Here is a 12,906-nt window from a genome sequence, read left to right as displayed (position 1 = left end):
TGGGGATTTAAGTTATGAATAAATTGTTTTTGATGACCGTAATGCTAATAGTGGGTTTTGAATCTTCTGCTAAAGAAATTTATCAATGGTATCGCGATTTAAATGATCGCCCAGGGGCAACGTTAGATGAGTATTCCATCAGTAAACTTTTGCCTAAAGAATTTCTCATCAGAATGGGCTTGAGAGACTTTGGCCCTTTTAAACTCGTTGCAGATAAGTTGAAGGCCAACGGTAAAGAAAAAGAATGGGGAACTCAAGTTGTACAGGAAGTAGGGCAGGATGGAGTGAGCAGAACTAAGCTTGTTTTGCCAAACATTGTCCGTACAAACTTTTATATGCCTGCACCAGGAATGGAACGTGAGGTTTATTCATCAGGCTTTGATAACTTTGATAATCCCTATCCACTAACCAAGTTAGGTGTATTGAAAGACATGGGTTATGTAGCAAGAATTACCATGTCTCATAAAAAGCCAGATAAAATTTTAAGGTTTTACGAAAAACTTACATCGCTCAATCCTCCGATAAAAAATGCCTATGGGCGCAGTGTATGCAGGAAAAATAAAAGCCCTGTTGATCAAACTAAAATTCCCTATGGGTTGTGGCGATTAGGGCAGGCTTTCAAACAAAATAGAATTTTCTTGGTAGAGGGTGAGTCAACAGCTTTGACCTTGTGGTACCACGGATATCCAGCTTTGGCATTTGGTGGCGCTTCCAAATGGCATGATAACTATATGAAATATCTTAAGGGTATTAAGGATATCTATGTGCTTATGGAGCCTGATACCGGTGGTAAAGTTTTACTCGATTGTATGCGCAATATTTCTATCGAAGATCAACCCGATTATCAAGATTTTGCAAAAAGAGTCAAGCTGGTAGTTCTGGGAGGTTATGGCGATGCATCGGATCTACATTTGAATATTTTTAGGAATCAAGCAGATCCAAAAGATTTGAGCTTACTAAAAAATACACAAAAAGAGGAACAGTTCAAAAAAATCTTGGAAAAATATATCGATGAAGGAGTTGGACTTACAGATCCTGGATATTTTGGCGCTAATAAAGACAAAGGTTTGCCTCCACGAAAAATTTCAGCTCCCTATAATCCGAGCAACAGATATAAAGAGCTGAAGGGCAAAAAATACACGGAGGATGTGGGTGAGGGAATTTTAAGTGGAAAACCAAAAGCAAATTCCAAAAATAAAGAAGTCTATACCAAGTATGAAATTATTCCCTCGGCTACGCTGCAAGACTATTCACGTAAGAAGAATATTTCCGTTTCAGAGCTTATCAGGCAAGGTTTTGCTGACGGAATTTTCCCGCACCAAAAATACGGACCAATCTTTGGCGTAAAAATGAATGCTTATACTTTACCTGCTGGTTCAAATAATCCAGATGAGCGAAGAGTAGACTATTTCCGTTTTAGAACTTCAATGGATTCTGCCCAAGGAAGCACGGATCGTTTTCCTAATTTCTTGTTCAATGAGAATGGCACGCTGAGAGAATCGCAAAAACGTATAATCTATGGACTTGAGTATTTGCCACTTTATGAGGCTTTGGATTCAGTTTATTTCGTTGAAGGTGAATCTGATACATTGACCATGCGTCACTATGGCATAGCTGCTTTGGCTATCCCTGGAACTCTAGAGTTCAGTGAAAAATTAGTTAGTCCGCTGAAAGATGTGGGTAAAATTATCGTGGTTCTTGAAGACGATTCGGGTGGTGAGCATGGAATGCACAATCTGGTTAATAGCAGTTTGGCAGATAAGATCCTATTTATAGATTTTAGTACCAGCGGAAAAGATCCATCGGATATGCATACAGAGCTCACCAAGGATATCAAAGTTGATTTAGAGAGCTTTGATAATGATGATGCTTACAAATCGCAACGTGAAAAAATCCAGTCTGAGTTTACCAATTATCTTGCAGAGGCTCTGCGTAGATCAGTTTATTGGCGCGATATCAAAGGATTTTTTGGCCAGTACATGGAAAAACGACAGCAATTCGATAAAGAGCAGGAGGCCATCCGGCAGGCTATGTCGAAACAAAAAATGACTGCCGATAGAGATGGTAAGTGTGATTTGGGCAGAGTAAATGATTTTTGTGATACCGCTGATAAGAATGATGCAACTATTGCAAAAATATGCCAACCTGAGCCACGTTGTTTGACTGCCCAGGATTTTAATATGCTCTTTGAGTCCTGGCCCCATGTTGATTTTTATAACGCATTTACTGGCAAGGGGATAAAGAACTACTTTGATGAAAATGGAGAAGTGCGAGAGTTGCGATTCGAGTAAGAATTGTTGATTCTTGAGAAAAGCCCTGCGAATTTGCGGGGTTTTTTTGTTGCTTACTTATTAACAAAGCTCTTTATGCTTGCTAGCTTCATCAGAATCAAAAGCGACTAAGCTGTACTTTTTTATAGAAATGGTGGCATTAACTTGATGTTTTTTGCCCGATAGGCTTAGCGCTATGAAGCAACACTAAAAGGTAAATGAGGCTTTGATGAATAATTTTCCCCGCTCCGACATAAAGCTGCCGTCTTCTTTTACACCAATCAGAAATTTCCAAGGTATCGATGAATATGTTCTGAATAACGGTTTAAAGGTGCTTTTATTTGAAGATCAATCTCAAGCTAATGTGACGGTTAATATTACTTATTTAGTGGGCTCTCGTCATGAAGGCCGGGGAGAGGCGGGAATGGCTCATCTCCTTGAGCATATGTTGTTTAGAGGAACAAAAACACGACGAGATGTGAAGGGTGCTTTGCAAGACAAAGGTGCAAAATTTAACGCAACTACTTGGTTTGATCGTACCAATTATTTTGAAACCTTGACTCCCACCAAAGAAAATCTTGAATTCGCTCTGGCTCTTGAAGCCGATCGCATGATTAATAGTCTCATATTGCAACAAGATCTTGATGCTGAAATGACCGTGGTGCGCAATGAATTTGAAATGGGGGAGAATAACCCGGTTCATGTGCTTCATGATCAAGTTATGTCAGCAGCCTATCGCTGGCACAATTATGGAAAAACTACTATTGGTAATCGTTCCGATATTGAGCGAGTACCAGCTAGTACTTTACGTAAATTTTATGAGCACTACTACCAGCCAGATAATGCTGTCTTAATAGTGGCGGGGCAGTTTGAACAGCAAGAGGCCATGGATTTAATTGAAAAATATTTTGCTGTACTTGCTAAGCCATCGCGCATTTTAGAACAGACCTACACGGAGGAGCCTTCTCAAGATGGGCCTCGTGAGGTTGTGTTAGAGCGCAGTGGAGATATGGCAAGTGTTTCTGCCGCTTATCATGTTCCTGCGGCTTCCCATCCAGATCATGCAGCTATAAAAATTTTTATGGATGCTTTAACTGATGAACCAAGCGGTTTGCTTTATCGAGAGCTTGTTGAAAATTCCCAATCTTCAGAATTATTTTCTATGGTTTATGCTTTATGTGAACCGGGAATGGCTTTATGTTTTGCTCGTCCAATCAAAGATGAACAAGCAGTAAGTGTTCGTGATCGTATGATCGAGCTGATTGAAGAAAATGCTTTGGATGGAATTGATGAACAACAGATTGAACGAATTAAAAACCGTTATCTAAAACGTTTCAAACAATCCTTATCAAATAGCAAAGAGGTGGCACTGAAATTGAGTGAGGCTATTGCCTGCGGAGACTGGCGTTTGTTCTTTTGGTATAAAGAGCAGGTTGAAAATACCAGCTTAGATGATGTGAAACGTGTTGCTTGTTATTATTTTATCCGTAGCAATCGTACGAGTGGAATTTTTATTCCTACAAAGCATGTCGTACGTGCAAAAATAGACGAGGTTGGCGATATCAATCAGAAACTTGATGCGCTTAAAGAAGACAATATCCTCTCTAAGGGAGAATCTTTTATTGCTGATGCCAAAAATATTGAGCAACATATCCAACGATTAAAGCTTAATGATTGGCAATCAGTTGCATTATTAGCTAAAAAAACTCGAGGTGAATCCCTGAGGGCTCAGGCTATTGTTCGCTATGGACGCGAAGAACTCCTGAAGCAATACCATGAAGAACTAGAAATCATGCCTGCGCTTTTGTGGCGGGGAACAACAAAGTACAGCTATCAAGAATTGCGGGACAAGCTAGACTCCATCATGACTTCACTTGATATGGGAGGCCATGCGGGTAGTTTGTCCGTTTCACTTAAAACCGAAAGAAGTTATCAAGCAAAAGCGCTCGAACTTGCGGCCCATGTTTTGCAAAATCCACAGTTTAAAGAAGAAGAATTTTTCATAGTTAAGCAGCGTGAAATTGATGACTATGAAGAGATAAAAAATGATCCACAGCGCTTGGGTTTCCAAGAGCTGGAGCGACTAAAAAACCCATGGCCCAAAGATAATTTTTTCTATGTGCCAAGTTTTGAAGAACATATTACAGCACTAAAATCTTTAAAGCTTGAACGAGTAAAAGAGGCCTATCAAAAATTATTTTCGTGCCAAAACCTTTGTCTTGGTTTGGTAGGAGATATAGACAGTGGTTCTATGGAGCAGATTCCTAATTTGTTCAATGCTTCATCGGCCATTCCGTATGAGCGCCCTCGAAGGCCCTTTATTGAAAATAGTGCCAAAGAGCTTATTTTTAATACCAAAGATAAAGAAATGGCGCTTATCTCATCTGCTTTTAATTTTCCAATGCGTGATGATTATGAGGATTTTGCAGCATTAAAATTGGCAAATTATATGTTCGGCGAAAATATGAACTCTCGCCTGATGCATCGTATACGTGAGAAAGAAGGAATTTCTTATGGCGCTGGCTCCTGGGTTGAGATAAGTAGACATGATGAAACAGCCTCGGTCAATCTGTATGCAATGTCTGCACCATCTAGTGTGTCTCGCGCAAAAAAAGCAATCGATGAAGAATGGAAACGCTTCATTGATGATGGTGTAAGTGCTGAAGAATTAAAAAATGCCCAAGAGAGCATCTTTCTAAGCTTCAAAAATAATTTGGCTAATGATGGATATTTAGTGAGTACCTTATCTCATGATCTAGAGATAGCTAGGGATTTCATGTGGCGAGAAAAACTGTTTGAGAAAATGAATAGTCTCAGCCAACAAGATATAAGAACTGCCATACAAAAATGGTGGAGTAAAGCTCGTTTCTCAATGGTGATTGCCGGGGATGAGTCCAAGATTAATTAAAGATTTTGAGTGATGCATAATGACTATGCCAAATAAATTTTTGGCATAGTTTTTTATTGAGAAAAATTATTTGTTCTTCTGGTAAAAAGAGCCAGCATAATATGCAATGGCTGAAAAAAACAGCGCTATAAAAACACTTGTGTCTTTTAAATCTAGAAATTCGCACAATATAAAAATTACAAAACCGGAGCTAACCGAAAATTGAGCACCAGTTTTAGATGGATTTTTGCTAAACATAGCTATAAGCAACGGCACAAACAGTGCGCTGATGGAAAGGGAATAACTTTTTACGAGCAATGCGATGACGCTGTCAAAATAAAAAGCGATTACTAAGGCCAAACTCCCCACCAAAAAAGTGATGAGCTGTGAATTAAGTACTGCGCGCTTAGAATTTTTATTAGCAAAATCGGCAATTAAGTTTGAGCTTGCAGCCCCAAGTAATGAATCAGCCGTGGAACATATCGCTGCCAACAATGCGCAGGCTACGACAGTCATGCCAAAGCTCGATAGTTTGCTTTGTAAGAGCAGTACCAAAGGAGATTGCCCATCAACAGGAATGATGCCAACACTTTTTGCATAAATGCCAAGAAGCATTGGGATGCTTGCAAAAGTCAGCAGAATAACAGCGGCAAAAAGAGCCGATAGGGTAGCCACTTTTTGGTTTCGCGCTGCAAAAAATCGCTGTGCTAAATCTTGTTCAATAAGAGAAAAGAGTGCAGGTAGCATCAGTACCGATAAAAATCCTTGGCTGTTAAAGGAGTAATCTGAGCCTTTGGGAAAAGTAAGCTCGCCTAAGGAAAAGATTTCTTGCCTTGGGATTACCAAGAAAACTACTCCTAAAAAAACCACGACAATCAAAATTACTTGAAGAATATCTGTAGCAATAATAGCTTTGATACCCCCAAACATGGTGTAGCTAATTACTACTAGCCAAAAAGCTATAAGCCACCAGGGGCTTAAATCAAAAAGCGATGAAAAGAGTTGTCGCGATGCAACAATCTGCGCAGCAAGGATGCCCCCCATGGTAAAGATAGATATGAGAGCTGCAAGTTTTCGTAAATTCGGTGATGCATACTTGGTTTCAAATAATTCGGCAGTAGTGTTTATGTTGAGCTCGCGAAGGCGCGATCCAACTCCAAGCCCCAAAATAATAAGCCCCAGTGACATGCCAAAGTTATAGCCTAAACCCCAAAAACCTTTTTCAAAAGATTCTTGCGCTGTGCCAAATATCATACCCGCACCTAACTGTGTCGCGACAAGCGTCAGTGTAATGCTGAGCGTGCTGAAATTCCGATTGCCTAAAAGGTAATCAGATTGGGTAGAGACACCTTTGGAAGCTAAAAAGGCTACCAATAAATAAACAAAACCTGTGAGAGCCAAAAAAAGGCCGGATGATAGGGATTCCATGTGATTTTCTCCTTTTTACCCGGTCGAATAGGTTGCGCCAAAAAAAATGCTGACCCATTCGGCCAGCATATTGATGATCGCAAATCTAAAAATCAGCACGCATCAAAATCTGGCACATCTTTGGCCAAATGATGATGATGTCGATGATTTTGTTTTAGCACGTCCATGACGAATGAAATATCTGAAAAAGAAATACTGTCAAGACTACTAAGGAAAGAGCATATTAAAGCGTTCGCCCAAGTTTTTAAATTTATCCTGTTTATTATCCATCAGCCGCACTTTGATAAGCGATGTTTGGGGGTGATCAATAAAAAACTGAAGTATTGCTCCAAAATAGAGCTCGGCTGCTCGTTCTGGCGGGAAAGCAAAAATTCCTGTGGATATTGTGGGGATAGAAATGCTCGTTGCTTTGTATTCGCTGGCTTTTAGAAGGCTATTATAGGTTGCAGAGAATAGTTCTAGATCTGTTTGAGGAGTGCTCGCACCCTGTGGACCGACAGTAAAAATAATCATGTTTATTGCGGGGCCTAAACCATACGAATGCATAGCCATAGCAGACCCAGTAGGAAAGCTATTTATTTTATGGAAGGCCTTATAAGCAATAGCCTCATCTATGAGTTTATCTTGGCCATCGACTTTGGCTGCATTATGAATGAGACCATCGATACCCGCACCTCCTTCGAGTCCGCCATTGGCTGCATTTACAATAACGCCTGATTCCTTGAGAAGGTCGCCAAATACGACAGAAATTTCTCGTTTAAGGCCACTGATATTCTTTTGCGCTGAAAAAAATACCTGTGCCTGCGAGGGAGTATCAGAAGGAATTTGTATCGCTTTTGTGCTTAATGTTTTGCTCCACCCACCTGTTTGAGCAAGATCTGGCAACTTTGTAAAAAGTTTTGGAAAAGCAGTCTGATCTTTGAGCTGCACTTTTTCTTGGTCTGCTTTTTTTAGATTCTTTTCTTCCTTGTGAGTATTGTTTTTTTCTTGAAGCTGCAACGATTCTGGTTGGCTCATATGATTGCACGAAGAGAGAAAAGATAATAAAACAGATATCAATAAGCTCGAGCTTTTCATTTTTTATGTTCCTAAATTTAGTTTTATTTTAAGATCGATATCATTTATTTGGTGTTAATAAAATATTTGTTTTTATTATTTTTGTCTGTGGAATCTTTTGAGGTTTTATTGTTTTTTCATTGTGGTCATTTGTTACTAAATTTGACTGAAATCTTGTTTAATTAATATATTGAACATGGCTTTAGTTTTGTCTGGTGATAATGATGCGGTGTGAGAAAGTATTTTATCTGTTTTTTGCTAATTTAATTTCAATCATGCTGCTGGGGCTTGTCTCTTGCAGACAATCAGCCGAACAAGAAAAATTAAATCAATACCTTGATATGATTACTGCTGCTGAACTAGCAACACCTCCGGGAGGTTTGGGGATGACATCGAAGTCTTCTTCTCCTGCTACGACTATTGTGGGAGGTACGCCGAGATTGGTAACACCTGGGGTTTGTGGTGACGGCATTATTAATGGAATTAATGAAGATTGCGATAAAGGAGCGGTGACTAACCCCAATTGCAGCGAACTTGGGGGAATAAGTGGAACCGTGCGATGCAGTGAAAATTGTTTGTATGATCTTTCTGATTGTATTACGCCTGCTGTCAATACAAAAATTGGTGGTGTGACAGAAAATTGCAAATGTAATTGTTCCGGAAATCAATGTAACGGTGGCTGTGCCCCAGCAAGCTCAAGTTCAGTAGGACAGTCACGCTGTCGCTTTGATTGTGATAACCAATGTGTGTGTAAATGCGAAGGTAAGCTCGAGGCTCACCTTGAACGGTGCGATTTTACGTGTCTGTGCGACCTTAATGCAAGCGGAAGCCCAGTTTGTGATTGTTCATTAGAATCTTGCGATGTGCTGACAGCCATTTCACCTAATATTGCCAACATTATAAGTCGATAAAACGATCTTTAAAAAAGTCGGCACTCGATTCAGCCATAGGTATTAATGCGCTGAGTAGTGCTGGCCTTTTTTTGTTGAAATAGAGCTTAAGATAAGTGCAATAAAACTGACAACTGCGAACCAGCCCCAACGCACTATATGGGTGATATCGAAGTTTTCCTGGCTTTCATTATAAAGAGCGCCAAAGAGAGTAATGATAAGAAACGCAAGGCCAAGATATTTTGCAATGTAATAAAACCAACCGGTTTGTTGTTTGCTGTTAATAAAGGTTGGATCATGAGCAAGATTTTTATCGATAAACATGAATGCTATGATCTGAGCAATAGCACCAATGAGCAATGAATAACCCATTACCATAGGTTCAATGGCCCCCAAAAGTGCTACTCCGTTTCCCATACAAAAAAATGTTGAAAGCAGCCACATGATAAAGACACTAATAAGAACAGCTGCTTTGCGATTAAGTTTGAATTCTACTTCAAAATTTCCAGCGACAGATTCCACAATGGAAAATACTCCGGTGATTCCAGCAATAAATACACAAAAGAAAAAAACAGTTCCAACAAGTGGGCTCACCCATGCTGGAAAGGTATGAAGTATTTGAGGAAAAATAATAAATCCTATCTCAAAAGTTGAGCTTGATTGAACGATTTCATGAAAGGGCACACCCGTTTTATTGCTCATAAAACCAATGCAGCCAAAAATAGCAAAACCAGAAATGACAGAGATAAGCGTATCTCCAATGGCAACAGAAATCATGGCTCGTCTCATATTGGTTTCTTTTTTAGTGTGCCTCGCATAGCCTACAACAATCCCCAAGCCTAAGGAAAAACTAAAAAATACCTGGCCAAAAGCATCTCTCCACAGGCTCAGATCCATGAGTTTAGAGAAATCTGGTTTTATATAATAGCCAAAACCTTCCCATGCACCGGGAAGCATTAAAGTTATCAGACTAAATAACGTGACTAGGATAAACAGCAGAGGCATGAAGAATGCGCAAACTTTTTCAATGCCTGCGCTGATATTTTTAGAACTTACGATCCAGGTAAAAAAAGCGACGATAACTGTTGAAAAGAATATTGGTAAGCTCACGCCATTGGTGACAAGAATCGAATCAGAAATTTTTAGGAAATCATGTTGAAAAAAATGGGCACTATTTTCTGGGATAACATTGGTTGCAGCGAAATAGGTGTAAGCAACTGACCAACCTGTTAACACTGAATAAAAAGAGCCAATGGTAAGGCACGAAAGGGCAGCAAGCCAACCAAAAAATTTCCACTTTGAAGAAACAGCTTTGGCGTAGGCTCCACTAATAGGAAGGCCAAAATTTTTACCAATGGCGCCTTCTAAAAAAAGCATGGGAATACCGATTACTATCATGGCTATGGCGTAGGGTATTAGAAAAGCACCACCACCATTTTTATAGCATTTAGCACTAAAAGCTAGAATATTTGCAAAACCGACCGCAGAGCCAATCATTGCAAAAATAAAACCAGATTCTTTGACCCAAGTCATCTTTTTCTGCTTCACAAATTAAATCCTCAAAACATGAGAGCAAACTAAAGGCAAAATTTAATTTTTTTGAAATGACCATTTATGGCTCCCTAGAAATCTAGGAGTAGCTAAGTATTCAATCAATTAAAATTTTGAAGTTATATCGCCGGTGCCCAAATATCTATATGACCATAGCAATGGCTTAAATGATGTCAAGTGATGTGAATTCATACACTACTTTGTAATGAAATATATCTTTTATATTCGATAAACAATATAAAATAGTTGTTTTTTATTGGTGTTGACTTACAGTCTAACAATTTTTGGCTGTAAAAAATATGGTGTGTTTTCCGAATAAGAAAATGAAATTTGCGCCAAAGCCTATTTGATTCTTCTATAACTCCATGCTCGTAGCAATTTAAGAGGATTTAAGATGCTTGGCCAGCAGCACCAAGAGAGCTCTCAGACAAGAATTTTGAGCTTAGATGTGGTGCGAGGAATAGCAATTATAGGTGTTTTACTGGTAAATGGTCCTGCGCTTAATGGTCCGGCCTATAAAGATAGTCATACTTTTGCCTTTCAAAATACTTTGGCTGATGTGTGGTATTCGAAGCTGCTGTATTGTTTTGCCAATGATAATTTTTATCCTATATTTGCGTGTCTTTTTGGACTTTCAACAGCAATATTTATGAAAAATAAGCCAGCATTTTTGGCTCAAAATCTTTTGAAAAGACGATTACTCTCCTTGTTACTTCTAGGTATACTTCACGCAACCTTGGTGTGGTGGGGCGATATTTTGGTAGCATATGCACTTTTAGGCTTTAGTTTGGTTTGGCTCTATTCCAAAAATGCTCATGAAATTCTTTTGTATCTTCTTACCATCGCTTCCCTAACAATTTTTTTATCCATCAGCTTTTACTACCTCAATGATCACCCACCGTTTCCCGCCACAGCAAAAGCGCTTCTTACCTATAGTCAGGGAGACTTTATAGCGGTGAGCAAACAACGCATCAATGATTTTTTGGGTTCTTATATTCCTGGGTATTTGTACGGAATAAATTTGTTTCAGATCGTTGATTTTCTTATGTTTTATAGCCAATTGCTCTTGTGTTTTTATTTTGGATATTGGGTATTTGTGAGTGGATGGCTTAAAAAATTAAGCACAGATTATGTTGTAGCCAAAAGAACAGCTCTGATTAGCTTTGCGCTTACCTTTGTGGTTGCTATTATCTCTGACAGTTTGCCTTTGGTGGGGGAGGCACTTTTTGCGATTAAAGGATTTTTACGGGGAATTTTTTATTCAAGCAGTATAATTTTTTTATGTCACCATTCTTGGTGGCTTAGGCTGTGTCGTCCATTTTCTGTGATAGGAAGAATGTCTTTGACTAACTATTTGCTTCATAATATAGTGCTCAGTCTCGTTTTTTACAGCTATGGTTTAGGGCTTTATGGCAGCTTTGGACCATTTTATGAGTTACCTATCCTGCTTTCTTTAATAATTTTCTCAATGATACTAAGCTCGTTGTGGCTCAAGCATTTCAAAATGGGCCCTTTTGAATGGCTATGGCGAGCTGCAATCTATGGTTGTTTTCCGCAACTCAAGAGACAACAAATTGCAAAGCTTTCAGTCGAGAGACTGCTCTAAAGATAGTTAGCAAATCCTTGGTCGGTAAATAGTTTTCAAGGGCGCTTTATATTCGCTTCCAGCTTGCGTCCAAATTCTTAACTGATAGCAGTATTAGGAGAAAGAATTTTTAAGGAGCACTGCTTGTATAATTTTTTATTAGTGAGCTTTTTGTGCGTTTCTTCCTGTTCGATTATGAAAAATAGCACAGAGACTAATCGTGCCCATCCACTATCGAGTAGTTTTGAAACTATCTATGGCACCTTAACGGTTGAAGATCCATTGGCCCTTGAGCTCATTTATTCAGAGCCAATGCAGCGCCTGAAACATATTAATCAATATGGCACTTTTGAATACGCTGTCAAAAGTCAACGATCGTATACCCGTTATACTCATTCATTGGGAGTCTACTACTTATTAAAACAAGTGGGGTGCTCTCGCCTTGAGCAGATTGCTGGTCTTTTGCATGATGTATCTCATACGGCTTTTTCTCATTCTACCGACGTGCTATTTTTGGGCGACCAAGTGAGTGGAGCTTATCAAGATCGAATTCATGAACAATTTTTGCAGCAAAGGGGGATTGCTCGGATCCTAAATAAGTATGGCTACTCTGCTCACGATATGAATATTTTGCAGCAATATTTTCCCGCTTTAAAACAAAGTCATCCTGATCTTTGTGCCGATCGCATCGATTATATACTGAGCGCAGGTATTAAAGAGGGATTTATGAGTGTCGCAGACGTAAGGGAAACGGTCAAAAACTTGCGATATAAAAATAACACCTGGTATTTGAAAGATTTAAATATGGCCAAAAAAATTGGTGATATTTCCCTGCATGAGACGCTTAATCGCTGGGGTGGGTCTATTTCTTTGGCGGTAAATTTTTTGAGCAAAGAGTTGTTTCAAAAGTCGATAGAAAATAATTTAATTACTTTGGAAGATATTTTGTATGAAAAAAATGATCAAGAAATTTGGCGAATTTTTCGCTGTTCGTCGAATCCCCATATCCAAGCGTTAGTTATGCAAATATCTCACACTCAATGGACAAAGAAAGTTTTTCCGCAGCAATGTGATAAAAAATATTTTTCAAAATTTCGCGGTGTGGATCCTTTAGTGAAAATTAAAGGACGAAAAATTTCTCGTACATCACACATGGATAAGGAATTTAAAGAGAATTTCTCCCAGACCGAGAAAAAAATTAAAACAGGGTTTTGTCTGTAAAAAAATTTTATGAAATCA

General features: G+C 39.0%; 8 protein-coding genes. 5 read left to right on the top strand and 3 right to left on the bottom strand.

Annotation, left to right across the window (positions count from 1 at the left end):
- Window positions 1–14: 14 nt before the first annotated feature.
- Window positions 15–2,291: a hypothetical protein gene (locus H6731_01125; GenBank protein ID USN51043.1), complete on the top strand. Its 2,277-nt coding sequence runs from the start codon at window positions 15–17 to the stop codon at window positions 2,289–2,291.
- Window positions 2,292–2,499: 208 nt separating this feature from the next.
- On the top strand, window positions 2,500–5,178 hold the full coding sequence (locus tag H6731_01120; protein ID USN51042.1) for an insulinase family protein: 2,679 nt from the start codon (window positions 2,500–2,502) through the stop codon (window positions 5,176–5,178).
- Between the two features lie 66 nt (window positions 5,179–5,244).
- Here the strand turns inward: H6731_01120 and H6731_01115 are convergent, their stop codons facing one another.
- Window positions 5,245–6,585 carry a sodium:solute symporter family protein gene (locus H6731_01115; GenBank protein USN51041.1) on the bottom strand — a complete coding sequence of 447 codons (1,341 nt, stop codon included), beginning with the start codon at window positions 6,583–6,585 and terminating at the stop codon, window positions 5,245–5,247.
- A 207-nt stretch (window positions 6,586–6,792) separates the two neighbouring features.
- Window positions 6,793–7,662 (bottom strand): macro domain-containing protein, encoded by an 870-nt coding sequence (locus H6731_01110; protein ID USN51040.1) that lies wholly within the window; start codon window positions 7,660–7,662, stop codon window positions 6,793–6,795.
- A 200-nt stretch (window positions 7,663–7,862) separates the two neighbouring features.
- On the opposite strand from H6731_01110, the gene H6731_01105 reads away from it, so the two are divergent.
- On the top strand, window positions 7,863–8,552 hold the full coding sequence (locus H6731_01105; GenBank protein ID USN51039.1) for a hypothetical protein: 690 nt from the start codon (window positions 7,863–7,865) through the stop codon (window positions 8,550–8,552).
- Window positions 8,553–8,594: 42 nt separating this feature from the next.
- Here the strand turns inward: H6731_01105 and H6731_01100 are convergent, their stop codons facing one another.
- Entirely contained in the window at window positions 8,595–10,079 is a 1,485-nt protein-coding gene (locus tag H6731_01100; GenBank protein ID USN51038.1) for a sodium-dependent transporter, read from the bottom strand.
- 397 nt (window positions 10,080–10,476) lie between these two features.
- Here H6731_01100 and H6731_01095 point away from each other — a divergent pair, with 397 nt between their 5' ends.
- On the top strand, window positions 10,477–11,688 hold the full coding sequence (locus tag H6731_01095; GenBank protein USN51037.1) for a DUF418 domain-containing protein: 1,212 nt from the start codon (window positions 10,477–10,479) through the stop codon (window positions 11,686–11,688).
- Window positions 11,689–11,811: 123 nt separating this feature from the next.
- Complete coding sequence (locus tag H6731_01090; GenBank protein ID USN51036.1) at window positions 11,812–12,888, top strand: HD domain-containing protein; 1,077 nt, start codon at window positions 11,812–11,814, stop codon at window positions 12,886–12,888.
- The last annotated feature ends 18 nt before the right edge of the window (window positions 12,889–12,906 follow it).

The organism is Myxococcales bacterium (assembly GCA_023898405.1).
Classification (GTDB): Bacteria; Myxococcota; UBA727; order UBA727; family JABDBI01.
This window is presented reverse-complemented; position numbering and strand designations above follow the sequence as displayed.